General features: G+C 72.7%; 15 protein-coding genes. 11 read left to right on the top strand and 4 right to left on the bottom strand.

The features are described from left to right. Nucleotides 1–17 precede the first annotated feature (17 nt). Both LOK46_RS18090 and LOK46_RS18085 read left to right on the top strand, forming a co-directional pair. Nucleotides 18–623, top strand: coding sequence for a sulfite oxidase-like oxidoreductase (locus LOK46_RS18090; RefSeq protein WP_273559410.1), 606 nt, complete (start codon nucleotides 18–20; stop codon nucleotides 621–623). Further along, on the top strand, nucleotides 598–1,347 hold the full coding sequence (locus tag LOK46_RS18085) for an FAD-binding oxidoreductase (protein ID WP_273559408.1): 750 nt from the start codon (nucleotides 598–600) through the stop codon (nucleotides 1,345–1,347). Before LOK46_RS18090 ends, LOK46_RS18085 begins: the two co-directional genes overlap by 26 nt. A 173-nt stretch (nucleotides 1,348–1,520) precedes the next feature. Here the strand turns inward: LOK46_RS18085 and LOK46_RS18080 are convergent, their stop codons facing one another. Further along, nucleotides 1,521–2,618: a calcium:proton antiporter gene (locus LOK46_RS18080; RefSeq protein WP_273559406.1), complete on the bottom strand. Its 1,098-nt coding sequence runs from the start codon at nucleotides 2,616–2,618 to the stop codon at nucleotides 1,521–1,523. Nucleotides 2,619–2,940: 322 nt separating this feature from the next. Between LOK46_RS18080 and LOK46_RS18075 the strand changes: the two genes are divergently transcribed. Beyond that, a complete protein-coding gene (locus LOK46_RS18075; protein ID WP_273559404.1) occupies nucleotides 2,941–4,692 on the top strand; it encodes a DEAD/DEAH box helicase in 1,752 nt (583 codons plus the stop codon). Between the two features lie 52 nt (nucleotides 4,693–4,744). Here LOK46_RS18075 and LOK46_RS18070 read toward each other — a convergent pair whose 3' ends face one another. Next, nucleotides 4,745–5,674 (bottom strand): hypothetical protein, encoded by a 930-nt coding sequence (locus LOK46_RS18070; protein ID WP_273559402.1) that lies wholly within the window; start codon nucleotides 5,672–5,674, stop codon nucleotides 4,745–4,747. Nucleotides 5,675–5,962: 288 nt separating this feature from the next. Here LOK46_RS18070 and LOK46_RS18065 point away from each other — a divergent pair, with 288 nt between their 5' ends. The 7 genes from LOK46_RS18065 (at nucleotide 5,963) to LOK46_RS18035 (ending at nucleotide 11,349) form a co-directional block, all read left to right on the top strand. Then, entirely contained in the window at nucleotides 5,963–7,444 is a 1,482-nt protein-coding gene (locus tag LOK46_RS18065; protein WP_273564627.1) for an ATP-binding protein, read from the top strand. Next, on the top strand, nucleotides 7,441–8,115 hold the full coding sequence (locus tag LOK46_RS18060) for a response regulator (protein WP_273559400.1): 675 nt from the start codon (nucleotides 7,441–7,443) through the stop codon (nucleotides 8,113–8,115). Before LOK46_RS18065 ends, LOK46_RS18060 begins: the two co-directional genes overlap by 4 nt. 93 nt (nucleotides 8,116–8,208) lie before the next feature. Next, the gene (locus tag LOK46_RS18055; RefSeq protein ID WP_273564626.1) at nucleotides 8,209–8,811 is read left to right on the top strand and encodes a TenA family protein; all 603 of its coding nucleotides are present in this window, start codon (nucleotides 8,209–8,211) and stop codon (nucleotides 8,809–8,811) included. 172 nt (nucleotides 8,812–8,983) lie between these two features. After that, nucleotides 8,984–9,634, top strand: a complete 651-nt coding sequence (locus LOK46_RS18050; protein ID WP_273564625.1) for a DJ-1/PfpI family protein — start codon at nucleotides 8,984–8,986, stop codon at nucleotides 9,632–9,634. Between the two features lie 113 nt (nucleotides 9,635–9,747). Continuing rightward, nucleotides 9,748–10,209 (top strand): tellurite resistance TerB family protein, encoded by a 462-nt coding sequence (locus LOK46_RS18045; RefSeq protein WP_273559398.1) that lies wholly within the window; start codon nucleotides 9,748–9,750, stop codon nucleotides 10,207–10,209. Nucleotides 10,210–10,224: 15 nt separating this feature from the next. Continuing rightward, nucleotides 10,225–10,629, top strand: coding sequence for a CidA/LrgA family protein (locus tag LOK46_RS18040; protein WP_273559396.1), 405 nt, complete (start codon nucleotides 10,225–10,227; stop codon nucleotides 10,627–10,629). Between the two features lie 3 nt (nucleotides 10,630–10,632). Then, a complete protein-coding gene (locus LOK46_RS18035) occupies nucleotides 10,633–11,349 on the top strand; it encodes an LrgB family protein (RefSeq protein WP_273559394.1) in 717 nt (238 codons plus the stop codon). A gap of 4 nt (nucleotides 11,350–11,353) precedes the next feature. Here LOK46_RS18035 and LOK46_RS18030 read toward each other — a convergent pair whose 3' ends face one another. Then, complete coding sequence (locus LOK46_RS18030; protein WP_273559392.1) at nucleotides 11,354–12,451, bottom strand: NAD(P)/FAD-dependent oxidoreductase; 1,098 nt, start codon at nucleotides 12,449–12,451, stop codon at nucleotides 11,354–11,356. Between the two features lie 303 nt (nucleotides 12,452–12,754). Here LOK46_RS18030 and LOK46_RS18025 point away from each other — a divergent pair, with 303 nt between their 5' ends. After that, on the top strand, nucleotides 12,755–13,162 hold the full coding sequence (locus LOK46_RS18025; protein ID WP_273559390.1) for a MucR family transcriptional regulator: 408 nt from the start codon (nucleotides 12,755–12,757) through the stop codon (nucleotides 13,160–13,162). A gap of 41 nt (nucleotides 13,163–13,203) precedes the next feature. On the opposite strand, the gene LOK46_RS18020 is transcribed toward LOK46_RS18025, so the two are convergent. Then, the gene (locus tag LOK46_RS18020; protein WP_273559389.1) at nucleotides 13,204–15,876 is read right to left on the bottom strand and encodes an MGH1-like glycoside hydrolase domain-containing protein; all 2,673 of its coding nucleotides are present in this window, start codon (nucleotides 15,874–15,876) and stop codon (nucleotides 13,204–13,206) included. Between the last annotated feature and the right edge of the window lie 40 nt (nucleotides 15,877–15,916).

The raw sequence follows: 15,916 nt of genomic DNA, 5'->3' as shown, positions 1-15,916 counted from the left end.
GGGGAGCGGCGAACGTCATGGTGACACGGGGCTTCGTCGGACGCAGGCAGCCGCCCGAGACCGGCGCGCGCCTGCCGCCGGGTCAGTACCTGACCGACGACTTCCCGATCCTCCAGATCGGCCCCAACCCGACCGTCGACATGGCGACGTGGCGGTTCACGCTGCGCGAGGGCTCCCGGCCGATAAAGGCGTGGAGCTGGGCGGAGTTCGAGGCGCTGCCCCGCACCACCTGGCACGGCGACATCCACTGCGTCACCAAGTGGTCGAAGTTCGACACGACCTGGGAGGGCGTCAGCTTCGACGACATCCTGGCGGATGCCGGGATCGCGGCGCCGACGGGCTACCTCCTGGCGGAGTCCCACGACGACTACACCACGAACGTGCCGGTGGCCGACCTCGTGGGCGGCCGCGCCCTGGTAGCGACGCGCTACGAGGGCCAGCCGATCCATCCGGATCACGGCGGCCCGGCGCGGCTCTTCGTGCCGCATCTCTACTTCTGGAAGAGCGCCAAATGGGTGAAGGGTCTCCGGTTCACCCAGACCGACACGGCCGGCTTCTGGGAGCTGCGGGGCTACCACATGTACGGAGATCCCTGGCGTGAGCAGCGCTACATCGGTGACTGACCCGGCGATCGAGCCCATCGTTTTCCGCTGGCACGAGGCGGAGATCACCGCGATCGCGCCGGTCACGCCGCACGTGAAGAGCGTCCGGCTGCGCTGCGGCCTCGCCGAGTCCTACCGGGCGGGGCAGCACGTCGACGTCCGGCTCACCGCCGAGGACGGCTACCAGGCACAGCGCAGCTACTCCGTCGCCTCGGCGCAGGACGGCAGCGGCACTCTGGAGCTGATGATCGAGGCCCTGCCGGACGGCGAGGTCTCGGGCTGGTTCTCGCACTGCGCCGAGATCGGCGACCGGGTCGAGCTGCGCGGGCCGATCGGCGGTTCGTTCTCGTGGGACGGGTCCGACGGCGGGCCGCTGCTCCTGGGCGGCGGCGGGTCCGGCGTGGTGCCGCTCCTGGCGATGCTGCGGCGGCGGGCCCAGAACTGGCGCGAGATCCCGGCGGCGCTGATCTACTCGGCCCGCACCCGCGCCGAGGCGATCGCGGTCGCCGAGCTGGAGCGGCTCGCCGAGGCGGATCCCAACTTCTCCCTCCATCTCGCGACGACGCGCGAGCCCGGCGGCAAACGGATCGACGCGCCCCTCGTCGCCGACGCCCTCGCGCGGATCGGGTCGCCCGGGAAGGTGTTCCTGTGCGGCTCGAACCGGTTCGTGGCCGCGGCCTCGGACCTGATCCTGGCGCAGGGCGTCGCGCCGGGCCTGATCCGCACCGAGCGCTTCGGCGCCTGAACGAGGCCTGGCGCTTTCCGGTCGAGGATCTCAGCTCTGTCGTCTTTGCGAGCAGAGCGAAGCAATCCAGCAGTGCGCCACGTTCTCCAACGTCGCGCCACCCTGGGTCGCTTCGCTGCCCTCGCGATGACGGAGCGGGTTGCATCGACCGAAGCGTTCAGCCGGAAGCCGGATCAGGGGCTGAAGATCAGCACCAGATAGACGAAGAACAGCACGAGGTGCACCGCGCCCTCCAGCACGGTGGTGCGCGAGCCCGAGAAGGTCTGCGCGCTGAGGATCAGCGTCACGGCGAGCAGGGTCATCTCGGTGGGCTTGAGGCCGAGCACCACGGTCTGGCCGGTGAGCAGCCCGATGGTCAGGATCGCCGGCACGGTGAGGCCGACCGTCGATGTGGCCGCCCCCAGGCACAGGTTGATCGCCCGCTGGAGCTCGTTGCGGGCCACCGCCTTGAGCGCCGAGATCCCCTCCGGCGTGAACACGATGGCGGCGATCAGCACGCCGCCCAGCGCCGTCGGCGCGCCGAGCGCCGCGATCCCGTGGTCGAGGATCACCGCGAGGCTCTTGGCCAGGATCACGATCGGCACGACGTTGGCGAGCAGCAGGCCGACATGCTTGGCGATGCTGCCGCCCGAGACCGCGTCGGCGCCGTGCGCCGGCTCCGTTGCCTCGGAGACTTCCGCGTCGATGAAGAACTCGCTGTGGCGCCCGGTCTGGATCAGCAGGAACACGCCGTAGAGGGCCAGCGTGAACACCGAGAACGTCACCGCCTGCAGGGTCGTCAGGGTCCCGTCGCTGGTGGAACTGGTGAAGTTCGGGATGATCAGCGCGATGGTGGTGAGCGGGATGATCACCGCCATGAAGGCCGAGGCGCCCTGGAGGTTGTAGCGCTGCTGGTGGTGGCGCAGTCCGCCGACGAGGAGTCCCAGACCGACGACGCCGTTCAGCACGATCATCAGCACCGCGAACATCGTGTCGCGGCCGAGGGTCGGCGCGTCCTTGGCCGACAGCATCACGGCGGAGATCAGCGCCACCTCGATGATGACGATCGCCAGGGTCAGGACCAGGGTGCCCAGGGGTTCACCGAGGCGGTGCGCCAACTCCTCGGCCTCGTGCACCACGCCGAAGGCCGCCCAGACGATCACGCCGAGCAGCCACGCGAACAGGCCCCCCGCGAGCAGAGGTTGCGACAGGTCTCCGAGCCAGGCCTTGCCGAACCACGCGAAGGCGAGAACCGTCGCCCAGGCTACCGCCACCCGCAGGGCTGCCATCATGATGAACGTCTACTCCGGCCGGACCGCGTCGAGGGCGCGATGTGCGAGACTCGACCGTGCCTTAGCAGGTCGCCGCACCGGTGTCGGCCTCTCGTCCGCGCGACGGCCGGGTGGGCGGCCGATCGTCGGACGGGAGGTCGTCGCGAGCGGCACCCGCCGCGTCGCGGATCGAGCGCGCAACCGCCCCATGCTGCAACGGGAGTGGTCAGTCGCCGCGCTTGGCGTTACCTTGCCGATACCCGAATAAAGTCCGGCGCCTGATTCCCCCGCCGCGCGATGGCGCGCTGCCGGGCGCGGCACGGCCGTTGAGAGTTTCCGAAGCTTGCCTTTCCCGACCCTGCCCGCCCCCCTCGCGCGGGCCCTGAGCGACCGCGGCTACGCCGAGCCGACCCCGGTCCAGGCCGCCGTGCTGGAAGCCGCCGCCGGCTCCCGCGACCTCCTCGTCTCGGCCCAGACCGGGTCCGGCAAGACCGTGGCCTACGGCCTCGCCATGGCCAGCATGCTGATCGGGGACGCCGACCATCTGCCGCCTCCGGCGGCGCCCCTCGCCCTGGTGATCGCACCGACCCGGGAACTCGCCCTGCAGGTCCAGCGCGAGCTGTCCTGGCTCTACGGCCCCGCTGGCGGCCGGGTCGCGGCCTGCGTCGGCGGCATGGATCCCCGCCGGGAAAGCCGGATGCTGGCCGACGGCACCCACATCGTGGTCGGTACGCCGGGCCGCCTGCGCGACCACCTCGAGCGCCGCAACCTCGACCCCACGGCGCTGCGGGCGGTGATTCTCGACGAGGCCGACGAGATGCTCGATCTCGGCTTCCGCGAGGATATCGAGTTCATCCTCTCGGCGACGCCGCCGGAGCGGGCCACCTACCTGTTCTCCGCCACGCTGCCGAAGGCGATCGAGACTCTGGCCGAGCGCTACCAGCGCGGGGCCCTCCGGCTCGCGATCAAGAGCGAGACCAAGGGCCACGCCGACATCGCCTACCGGGCGGTGCGGATCATGCCGCGGGAGACCGAGCACGTGGTGCTCAACCTGCTGCGCGAGGCCGACGCCGCCACCGCGATCGTCTTCTGCAACACCCGCAACGCCGTCCGGCACCTCCAGGCCAGCCTGACCGAGCGCGGCTTCTCCGTCGTGGCACTCTCGGGCGAGCTGGGGCAGGGCGAGCGCAACGCCGCGCTCCAGGCCCTGCGCGACGGCCGCGCCCGCGTCTGCGTCGCCACCGACGTGGCCGCCCGCGGCATCGACCTGCCGTCCCTGAGCCTCGTCATCCACGCGGATCTCCCGCACGACGCCGAGGTGCTCCAGCATCGCAGCGGCCGCACCGGCCGCGCCGGCCGCAAGGGCACCTCGGTGCTGCTGATCCCCAATTCCCGGCGGCGCCGGGCCGAGCAGATGTTCGCCATCGCCAAGGTGAGCCCCGAATGGTCGGGGCCGCCCTCGGCCGACGAGATCCGTCGGCTCGACGGCGAGCGCATGCTCTCCGACCCGCTCTTCGCCGAGCCGCCGGCCGAGGAGGACGTCGCACTCGCCGAGACGCTGCTGGCCGGCAAGAGCCCGGAGGAGCTCGCCGCGCTCCTGGCCCGCGTGTACCGCACCCGCCTGCCGGCCCCCGAGGAGGTCAGCGATCCGGGCGAGGGCCGCGCGCCCCGCGGCGAGCGGCCGCCCTACGACCCGATGGACCCGGAGCGGATCGCCGCCATGGGACCGGCGGTCTGGTTCCGGCTCAACCTCGGCCGCCGCGACAACGCCGACCCGCGCCGGCTGCTGCCGATGCTGACCCGCCGGGGCGGCATCGGGCGCCAGGAGATCGGCGCCATCCGGATCTTCGACCGCGAGACCAAGTTCGAGGTGCGGGGCAACGCGGCGGCGCGCTTCGCCGAATCCTTCGCCCGCAACGGGTCACCGGAGATCCAGGTCGAGGCGCTCGCGGGCGAGGGGGCGCCGGCCGAGCGCAGGGGGCCGCCCGCCGGGCCGAAGGGGTTCGCGAGCCCGCGCGCCGGAAAGCACCAGCGCAAGGTCGAGCGCACCGGGCCGAAGGGCGACAAGGCCGGGCGCCAGACGGGCCGGGCCTGAGCGGCGGACCGCGATAGCCGTTCGGCCCCGGTTCCGGGGCCGGCGCGGCGGATCAGAAGACGTTCTTGACGGCGTCGCCGAGCGCGTCGACGCTCTCCTTCAGCTTCCGCCCGGCCGGGGCCAGCGACGGGAGCTTGATTCCGAGCACCTCGGTGTCCTCCGCCTCGGCGGGCTCCGCCTGGGCGACGGTCGCGGTGGCGGCACCCTTCGCCTTGTCGGCGGTGCGCGTCGGCGCGGTTGCCTGGCGGGCCGCCGCCTTGGGCGCGGGCTTCTCGGAGCGCTCGGTCTTCTCGGCGCGCTGAGTCTTCTCGGATTTCCCGGAGCGCTCCGTCTTCTCGGCCCGCTCCTTCTTCTCGGGGCGTTCGACCTTCTCCAAACGCTCCGTGCTCTCCGCCACCGGCTTCGGCGCGGCCGGCTCGACGATCTCGCGGGCCCGGACCGTCTCGGAGGCCCGGGGCGTCTGAAGCGCGGCTGTGCGGACCGGCGCCAGCGGCGCGACTTCCCGCGCGGCCGCGACCGGCGTGACGGGGGTCGGAACCGGGATGCGCTGCGTCGGCGCGACGGGGGCCGCCGCGACCTTCGCGGGCTGCGGCGCCGCCGGCCGCGGGGCGGCGGGCGCGGGCGCCGTCGGAGCGGGCGTGATCGCCGCGAAGGCTTCCGGCAGCGACACCATCCTGAGCGCCGGCGTCTCCGGCGTGGCGGGCTTCGCCGGGGCCGCTGCCGCCTGGACGGAGCCCTTGATGGCGGGCAGCCCGTCCTTCAGCTCCGGCCAGTCCGCGGCCTGCCGGGACGCGACGATCTTGACGGGGGTCGGCGCCGCGAGGCCGGCCATCACCGTCGAGGCGGCGACGCCGAAGCCGACCAGCGCGCTCGCGCCGGCCACGCTGAACAGCACGACCTTGAGGTTCAGCGACGGCCCGGTCTTGGCCGACGGAATCCGGTCAGGCCGGGTCTCGGACGGGTCGAGGTTGAGATCGATCATAGGCCGGGGTCTCTGACACGATACACGCCGCGCGCGACCGGGCTCCCCTTCACCGGCCGCCACACTCCGAGGATTCGAAGGTGGTTCGACTCTGGTGGCGATAGAGGAGCTGCAATACGGCGCAATGATGTCGGTCCGAATTGCCCGCCCAGCCAGTCCTGGTGCGGCTATCCACAAGATTACGCCGTGCCGCTTAAGATTCGGTGTTCGGGCCGTCCGCGCCGGTGCGGGCGGGGCGGCCCGAGCGTGTCCGGCTCGACGGCCCGCGTGCCGCCCGCGGCGGGCGCCATGGACTTCGCCAGCGCGGTCGCTATGCGTCACCGGGTGGATACCCGCCCGAACCTGCCCCCGCGTTCCGAGACGGCCGCCGCGCCGGACAGTCCCCGGCTCCGCCGGTGGCCCTGGTCGGCGTGGTCCACCCGCGCGCGGCTCGTCGCGGTGGTCCTGCTCATCGACGCCTTCGCGGCCGTGATCTCCTGCGCGGTCATCGTGTTGAACGCCCGGTCGGCGGTGCGCGTCGAGACCCGCGCGTCGCTCGCCACCGTCGAGTCGCTGGTGGCCGACACGATCCGCCTGTCCGACACGGCCGCGCCCGACACGCTGCTCCAGACCCTCGACCTGCGCTTCAAGGTCCTGCGGCACGTCCGGGTCGCGGTGCTCGACGCGGACGGCGACCAGGTCGGCCGGCCGCTGCCGCCGCCGCGCGCCGACCGCGAGGCGCCGCACTGGTTCGCCGACCTGATCATGCCGCCGATCGAGCGCCACGCCCTGCCGATCGTCGTCAACGGGCAGCGGCTCGGCACGGCGCAGATCACCACGCAGCCGATGGACGAGATCGACGAGATCTGGGGCTACGCCAGGGCGCTGTCGCTGACCACCCTGGCGATCAACGCCGCGATGCTGATCGCCCTCTACATCGCGCTGGGCCGGATCCTCGCGCCGCTGCGGCGGCTGGGCGCCGGCCTGACCCAGCTGGAGCATCACGACTACACCGCCCGCCTGGAGCCGCCCGGCGCCCGGGAACTGGCGGTGATCGCCGAACGGTTCAACAAGGTCGCCGAGGCCCTGGGCGAGGTCCGGGCCGCCAACGGCCGCCTCAACCGCCAGCTCCTGACCGCGCAGGACGACGAGCGCCGCCGGACGGCCCTGGAACTGCACGACGAGTTCGGCCCGTGCCTGTTCGCCCTGGAGGCCAACGCCGCCTCGATCGGCCGCATCGCCTCCGGCGCGGCCGAGCCGAGCCGCGAGAAGCTCGCCGCCCGGGCGGCCGAGATCAGCGCCATCGTCGGGCAGGTCCAGACCGTCAACCGGGAACTCCTGAACCGCCTGCGGCCGCACGGCCTCGGGCAGGCGCCGCTGGCGACCTGTCTCGACCTCCTCCTGCGCGGCTTCGGGCAGCGCCATCCCGGCATCACCTTCGCGGGCCGGTTCGACGGGCTGGCCCGGGGCTACGGCGACCTCGTGGACCTCACGGTGTTCCGCTGCGTGCAGGAGAGCGCCACGAACGCCGTGCGGCACGGCGCCGCGACCCGGGTGGACGCCGTGGCGGCCGAGACCGGCGGCCGGATCGACCTCACCATCCGCGACAACGGCACCGGTATCCCGCCGGAACACGGCACCGGCCTCGGTCTGTCGGGGATGCGCGAGCGCGTTGAGGCCCTGGACGGCACCTTCGCCCTTGACAATGCCGGCCCCGGGGCGATCGTCCGGATCACGATCCCCGTTCCGCCTGACCGGGGCGACGAGAACAACGCCGCGCCGAGCGCATGAACGCCATCGCCTCCCAGATCGACGCCGCCGCCACGCGCCTGCCGGTTCTCGTCATCGATGATCACCCCATCGTCCTGCAGGGCTGTCGACGCGTGCTGGAGGATTCCGGCGTCGAGACGATCGCGGAGGCGACGACCGTCGTCGGTGGCTACCGGATCTTCCACCGGCTCCGCCCGCCGGTCGTGATCTGCGACCTGACCTTCCAGGGCAGCGGCATGGCCGGGCTCGGCCTGATCCGGCGGATCCGGGCGGTCGCGCCCGAGACGCGCATCCTGGTCTTCAGCATGCACAACGACCCGGTGATCGTCGCCCGCGCCCTCGAGGCGGGGGCCCTGGGCTACGTCCTCAAGGACCACGCCTCGGCCGAACTGTTCGAGGCCTTTGCCAAGGTCCGCGTCGGCGACGTCTACCTCGACCGGCGGCTCGCCACCGAGGTGGCGATGCTGCGCGCCGACGCCCGCCGCGCGCCGGAATCGCAGCTGACCCCCCGCGAGCAGCAGATCCTGGCGCGCCTCGCGCAGGGCCGCTCCTACGGGGCCATCGCGGCCGACCTGTCGGTGAGCTACAAGACCGTGACCAACGCCTGCTCGCAGATGCGCCAGAAGCTCGGCGTGCGCACCCTCGCCGAGCTGATCCACGTCGCCGTCACCCACGCGCAGCGGCAGGGCTAGGCCGTGGCGTCCTCCGGACTGGTGGGCGCCCCCGGCGTCTTTTCCTACGAGGCCTGGGCGCGCAACGCCGCCGCCTACGAGACCATCCGGTCGATGCCGTTCAACGCCGAGCTCGCCGCCGGCACGCTGCCGCAGGACCGGTTCCGGCACTACATCGTGCAGGACGCGCACTACCTCATCGGCTTCGGCCGGGCGCTGAGCCTCGCCGCCGCGAAGGCGCCGGATCCGGACACGATCGTGCAGTTCTCTCGCGCCGCGCAGGAGGCGATCGTCGTCGAGCGCGCCCTCCACGGCGGCTTCTTCCGCGACTACGGCATCGGGCCGGAGACCTTCGCGGCCACGCCCCTGACGCCGGCCAGCGACCACTACGTCTGCTATCTCATGGCCACCGCCTACGCCGAGCCCTACCCGGTGCTCTGCGCGGCCCTGCTGCCCTGCTTCTGGATCTACAAGGCGGTCGGCGACGACATCTTCGCCCGCGCGGCGCCCGACAACCCGTACCGCGCCTGGATCGACACCTACGCGGGCGACGATTTCGCCGCGGCGGTCGCCGCCATGATCGACGCCACAGACCGGGCGGCGCGTGACGCGTCGGAGACCGAGCGCGCGTGCATGCACCGCGCCTTCACGCAGGCCACCCGGCTCGAGTGGCAGTTCTGGGACAGCGCCTACCGCGACGCGGCCTGGGCCCTGTGACCCACCCGGCGCCGTGACCGCGCCCGCGGCCGGATCGGCGCCGGAGACCTGCCGCCGCGATCTCGTCGCCGCCGCGCTCGCGGCAGCCCTGGCCGCGCCGCTCCGTCCGGTCCTGGCCGCCGCCACCGGCGAGCCGGCGCCGATCCCGCCTGACCGCCCCGTCCGGATCGCCATGCTGGTCTATCCGGGTCTGACCGCGCTCGATCTCGTGGGGCCGCAGACCTTCCTCGCCGGCCTCGCGCCCGGCACCCTCCACCTCGTCGGCGCGGAGGCCGGGCCGGTGACGAGCGACACTGGCCTCGCCCTGGTGGCGACCCACGGCTTCACGACCTGCCCGGCCGATCTCGACGTCCTGTTCGTTCCCGGGGGCGACGGCACGCCCGCCCAGATGGGAAACGCGGCGCTCCTCGCCTTCCTGCGCGACCGCGCCGCCCGGGCCGGCTGGATCGCCGGCGTCTGCACAGGATCGCTGATCCTCGGCGCGGCGGGCCTGCTGCGCGGCTACCGCGCGACCTCGCACTGGAGCGTGCGCGACGCGGTGCTGCCGCTTCTCGGCGCCCGGCCGGTGGCGGAGCGGGTCGTCTTCGACCGCAACCGCGTCACCGCGGCCGGGGTCTCGGCCGGGCTCGATCTCGGGCTGGCGCTCGCCGCGCGGCTGCGCGGGGACGCCTACGCCCGCACCGCGCAGCTCGTCGCCGAGTACGCCCCGGCGCCGCCCTTCCGGGCCGGCACTCCCGCCGAGGCCGGGCCCGCGACCGTGCGGGCGGCCGAGGCGATCCTCGCGCCGCTGGTGACGGGGTCGGAGGCCGCAGCCCGTACGTGAGCGCCGCGCCGGCGATGCAACCGGGCCACGGTCCGGCGCGACGTGCGGCGGCGTCCTTGACGGCGCGCCGCCGGGGCCCGAACTGTTGCGGTGCACGATCCCCCGGAGCCGTCATGTCCCTGATCGCACGCCTGCGCGCCTACGCGGCCGAGGCTCTCGGCGTCGGCACGCAGGAGGCCGTGGACGAGACGCATCTTGCGGCCACTGCGCTCCTCGTCCACGTCGCCCGCGTCGACGGCATCCTGGCGCCGGCCGAGAGCGAGCGCCTCTCGCGCCTCGTGCAGGGCCACTACGCCGACGGTCCGGACGCGGCGCGGGCATTGATCGAGCGCGCCGCCGCCATGGATTCGGAGGTGCGCGACGTGGCGAGCCTCGTGGAGATGATCCCGCACGAGGCCGACCGGTCCGAGCGCGAGGAGCTGCTGACCATGGCGTGGTCGGTCGCGGCGGCGGACGGCCGCGTCGACGAGTTCGAGGAGGCCCTGGTCGAGCGCCTCGGCCGCCTGCTCGGCTTCGACGAGGCCGCCATCGCGGCGGCCCGGCGCAGCGGACAGCAGGGCGTCGCGGCCGCCTAGCCCCGGCCGCCCGCGATGATCGCCAGCCTGGCCCTGATCCTGCTCGCGCAGCTGCTGGGCGAAGCCCTCGCGCGCGGCGCGGGCGTTCCGATCCCCGGCCCGGTGATCGGCATGGGCCTGATGTTCGCGTTCCTGCTGCTGCGCGACAACGCCCGCCTCGGCCTGCCGCGCGTGCTGCCGAAGCCGCTCACCGACGGCACGCTCGAGACGACCGCGCGCGGGCTGCTGATGAACCTGTCGCTCCTGTTCGTTCCCGCGGGCGTCGGTGTCGTCGGCCGCCTCGACCTGCTGCGGGCGCAGGGCGCCAAACTGGCCCTGGTTCTGGTCGTCTCGACCGCCCTGTCGCTGCTGGTCACCGTCCTGGTCTTCCGCGCCGTCGCCGCCCTGGTCGAACGGCGCGGGACCGACCGGGAGCCCTGACGCGTGGGCGGCGACTTCTCGCTCTGGGTCTACCTCGCCAAGACGCCGCTCCTGTGGCTCACGGTGACGCTGACCGCCTACGTCCTGGCGGACCGGGTCGCCGCCGCGACCGGCCGGCACCCCATCGCCAACCCCGTCCTCATCACGGTCGTCCTGGTCGGTGCGGTCCTGGCCGTCACCGGCACGCCCTACGGGGCTTATTTCGAGGGCGCGCAGTTCGTCCACTTCCTGCTCGGGCCCGCCACCGTGGTGCTGGCGATGCCGCTCTACGAGCGGCGGGCGACCGTCCTGCGCGCTCTCGCGCCGATGCTGGCGGCCCTCGCCGCCGGGTCGGCCACCACCCTCGCGGTGGTGATCGGCCTCGCGCGGCTCCTCGACATCCCGCAGCCGATCCTCGTCTCGCTGGCGCCGAAATCCGTGACCTCGGGCGTGGCGATGGGCATCGCGGAGGCGCTCGGCGGCGACCCGACGCTCACGGCCATCCTGGTGATCCTCACCGGCATCATCGGGGCGATCCTCGTGACGCCGATGATGAACCTCCTGCGGATCAGCGACATGCGCGCCCGCGGCTTCGCGGCCGGGCTGGCGGCCCACGGCATCGGGACGGCCCGCGCCTTCCAGGTCAGCGAGGTGGCCGGCACCTTCGCGGGGATCGCCATGGGGCTCAACGCCTTCCTGACGGCGATCCTCGCGCCCCTGGCGCTGCACCTGCTGTTCTGAGGCCTCAGGCGTCCAGCCGGTCGGCCACCGCCTCGGCGAGCGACAGGCTCGACGTCAGGCCCGGGCTCTCGATGCCGAACAGGTGCACGATCCCCGGCAGGCCGTGCTCGGCCGGTCCGTCGATCCGGAAATCGGCCGCCGCCTCGCTCGGCCCCGTCAGCTTCGGCCGCAGGCCCGCGTAGTCCGGATAGAGCGCCCCGTCGGGCAGGCCGGGCCAGTAGCGGCGGATCGCGCCGTAGAAGGCCTCGGCGCGCCCGGGATCGACCCGGTAGTCGAATCCGTCGACCCACTCCACGTCGGGCCCGAAGCGCGTGCGGCCGGCGAGGTCGAGGGTCAGGTGGATGCCGAGGCCGCCGTCGATGCGCGGCGCCGGGTAGATCAGCCGCGAGAAGGCCGGCTTGCCGGTGCAGCCGAAGTAGTTGCCGCGGGCGAGGCGCAGCGTCGGCACGCGCTCGGCCGGGTAGCCCTCCGTGCGGGCGGCCAGGGCCGGCGCGCCGAAGCTCGCGGCGTTGACCACCGCGTCGAAGGCCATCGTGCCGGGCTCGGCGCCGCCGAACGCGGCCTGCCACTGCCCGTCCCGCCGCGTCAGGTCCTCGACCGGGGTGCGCAGGGCGAGCGCGCCGCCGTGATCCTCGATCGCCCCGAGCAGGGCGAGCATCAGCGCGTGGCTGTCCACGACGCCGGTGCGCGGCGAGTGCAGCGCGACCGTGCAGGCGAGATTCGGCTCCAGCCGCCGGGCCGCGCTCCCGTCGAGGAGCTCGAGGCCCGGGACGCCGTTGGCCTCGCCCTGACGGCGGATCGCCGCGATCTTCTCGGCCTCCGCGTCGTCGGAGGCGACGATCAGCTTGCCGCACGCGCGATGCGGGACGCCGTGACTCGCGCAAAAGTTGTATAACCGCCGGGCGCCGTCGACGCAGTGGTGCGCGCGCTCGGACCCGCCCGGGTAGTACATGCCGGCGTGGATCACCTCCGAGCTGCGGGACGAGACGCCCGTGCCGAAGGCGTCCTCGGCTTCCGCCACGATGACGGCGTGCCCGCGCAGCGCGAGCGCTCGCCCGATGGCGAGCCCGACGACGCCGGCTCCGACGACCAGGGCCTCCATGTGTTCGCGTTCTCCATCGCGCCCGGACGGGCAGGTGAGTCCTCAATACCGCACTTGAGCCCGAACAACGACGCGACCGTTGATTCGTCGTTGACCCTAAATCTCAATCCTAAGTAGAAATATCGGCGCGATAAATGCGCGGCTCGGTTGTAGCGACGGCGGACGGGCGCATAATGAGCCCATCCGCCGCCTCCGGCCGGAGCCGAGAACGTCTCAGGGACATGCACCGGCCGTCGGCGGCGAAGAGCCCGACGGAAACCGACGAGCGCCACATCCGAAACACGTAGAATCGAGGTGACGACCATGCAGATGACATCGCCGAGCGTCGAACTCGCCGCAAAGATCCTGAGCGCCTACGTCACGCGCAACAGTGTCCCGGCGGGAACGTTGCCCGACCTGCTCTCCGAGGTACACCGCTCGATCACCGCCCTGGACCAGCCGGCGGAGCCGCAGGTCCGGCGGCCGACCGAGGCGCAGATCCGGGCCTCGATCCGGCCCGACACGCTCATCAGCTTCGAGGACGGCAAGCCCTACAAGGCCCTGCGGCGGCACCTGACGATGCGCGGCCTCACGCCCGAGGCCTACAAGGCCAAGTGGGGCCTGCCCGTCGATTACCCGCTCGTCTCGGCTGTCTACAGCGCCCGCCGCTCGACGATCTCGCGCCAGATCGGCCAGGGTCAGCGCCTGCGGATGCAGCAGGCCGCGGAGTAACGGGGCTCCGGTCGCCGGCGCGCCGGGCCGGCGACCGACTGTCACGGCCAGCCGGTGGGCTGCGTCTCGGCGGCGGCGGTCGCCACTTCCTGGATCAGCAGGGCCACGAGCCCGGACCACCCGGTCTGGTGCGACGCGCCGACCCCGCGGCCGCTGTCCCCGTGATAGTACTCGTAGAACAGGACGAGGTCGCGGAAATGCGCATCCTCCTGCTCGATCCGGCTGTCGCCGTAGACCGGCCTGCGCCCGTCCGGGCGCCGGGTCGAGAGGCTGATCAGGCGCCGTGACAGGTGGGCGGCGATCTCCCGGAGCGCGTAGGTCCGGCCCGATCCGGTCGGCGCCTCGACCCGGAAATCCGGGCCGTAATAGTCGTGGAAGCGGTTCAGCCCGGCGATGAGCAGGTAGTTCACCGGCATCCAGACCGGTCCTCGCCAGTTCGAGTTGCCGCCGAACAGGCGCGAGCGCGACTCGGCCGGCTCGTAGGCGAGCCCCAGGTCCCGCCCGTCCCAGGCGAAGCGGAACGGCTCGTCCGCGTAGACGCGGGACACGGCGCGCAGCCCGTAATCCGAGAGGAACTCGTTCGGGTCCAGGGCGCGGTGGAGCAGCGCCTTCAGACGGTGCCCGCGCAGCAGCGACAGCAGCGCCGTCTGGCCCGCGCCGGGCTCGTTCCAGCGCGAGACCAGGGTCGCGAGGTCCGGGCGGTTCTTCAGGAAGAACACCATCCGGTTGCGCAGGGACGGCAGCCGCGCGAGGTCGCACTCGTTGATCACCGCCACCGCGAAGATCGGGATCAGGCCGACCATGGTCCGGGCGCGGATCGGGAGGCGCTGCCCGTCGCGGGTCTCGATCACGTCGTAGAAGAAGCCGTCCGGCTCGTCCCACACGCCCGCGCCGGTTGCGCCGGCGATGAGGAGGAAGTGCTCGAAGAACTTCTCCGCCATGTCCTCGAAGGTCGGGTCGTCGAGGGCCAGCTCGATGGCGATCCGCATCAGGTTCAACGCGTAGGTCGCCATCCAGGCGGTCGCGTCGGACTGGGTCAGCGTGGCGCCGTCGCCCACCGGCTTCGACCGGTCGAAGATGCCGATGTTGTCGAGGCCGAGGAAGCCGCCCTGGAACAGGTTGCGGTCGTCGGAATCCTTCCGGTTCACCCACCACGTGAAGTTCAGGGTGAGCTTGTTGAAGATCCGCTTGAGGAAGGCGTGGTCCGGCCTGCCGGTGAGCGCCCGGTCCAGCTCGAACACCCGCCAGGCGGCCAGCGCGTGGACCGGCGGGTTGGCGTCCCCGAAGCCCCACTCGTAGGCCGGCAGCGCGGCGTTCGGGTGGGTGTAGGCCTCGTCGACCAGGAGCAGGAGCTGGTTCTTGGCGAAGTCCGGGTCGATGAGCCCGAACACGATCGCCTGGAGAGCGAGATCCCAGGAGGCGAACCAGGGATATTCCCAGGCATCCGGCATCGAGATGATGTCGTTGGCGCGCAGATGCGCCCAGTCGGCGTTGCGGCCGTGTCGCCGCTCCGGCGCCGGCGCGGGCTGCGCCGGGTCGCCGGCGAGCCACTCGCGCACGTCGTAATGGTAGAGCTGCTTCGACCAGAGCATGCCGGCGAGCGCCTGCCGCTGCACGAGCCGCATCTCGGGGTCGACGATCGGCGCCTGGAGCGCCCCGTAGAAGTCGTCGGCCTCCGCCTCGCGGGCGGCGAAGACCGCGTCGAAATCCGCGAAGGGCGCGCCCGGCGCGGTCTCGGCGCGCAGGCGCAGGCGCACGCTCCGCGTCTCGCCGGGGCCGAGATGCAGGTCGTAGCGGGCGGCGCACTTGGTGCCCGACAGGGCGTTGACGGCGTCCCGGTCGCCGCCCACGACGCACCGGTCGATGCCGTCCTTGTAGAAGCCCTCGGCGGGGCCGCTGCCGAACAGCCGGTGCGTGTTCGTCTCGTTCTCGGTGAACAGCAGGTCGCCCGCGCCGTCGGCGAAGAACCGGAAGGTCGGCATCTCGGGGTGGCGCGCCCAGACCGAGCCCTCCGACCCGGCCATGAGTTCCGGCCTCGGCGTGCCCTGCTTCCACGACCACGTGTTGCGGGCCCAGAGCTGCGGCAGCAGCGTCAGGTCCGCCGCGTCCGGGCCGCGATTGGTGGCGGTGACCCGCATCAAGATGTCGTCGGGCGCGGCCTTGGCGTAGGCGATCTCGACGTCGAAGTAGCGGCCCTCCTCGAACAGGCCGGTGTCGAGGAGCTCGAATTCCGGGTCGTCGAGGCCGCGCCGCGCGTTCTCCTCGACCAGGCGCCCGTAGGGGAAGGCCCCCTGCGGGTACTTGTACAGCATCCGCATGAAGGCGTGGGTCGGGATCCCGTCGAGGTAGTAGTAGAGCTCCTTGACGTCCTCGCCGTGGTTGCCTTCCTGGTTGGTCAGGCCGAACAGCCGCTCCTTCAGGATCGGGTCGCGCCCGTTCCACAGCGCCAGGGACAGGCACCAGTTCAGGTGGCGGTCGCCGAAGCCGCCGATCCCGTCCTCGCCCCATCGGTAGGCGCGGGACCGGGCATGGTCGTGGGGCAGGTAGTCCCAGGCGTCGCCCTTCGGGCTGTAATCCTCCCGCACCGTGCCCCATTGCCGGTCGCTGAGATACGGCCCCCAGCGGCGCCACGCCGGATCGGAGCGCGCCTCCACGAGACGGCGTCCCTCGGCGGTCTCGAAGAGGTGCGGCGGCACGCCGTCGGGCTTGGTCATACGCGCGCTGCTCCTGCCCCCGCGGATCCGTACGGGATAA

The sequence above is a fragment of the Methylobacterium sp. NMS14P genome, assembly GCF_028583545.1.
Classification (GTDB): Bacteria; Pseudomonadota; Alphaproteobacteria; order Rhizobiales; family Beijerinckiaceae; genus Methylobacterium.
The sequence above is the reverse complement of the archived record's forward strand: the minus strand, read 5'-3'. Positions and strand labels throughout refer to the sequence as shown.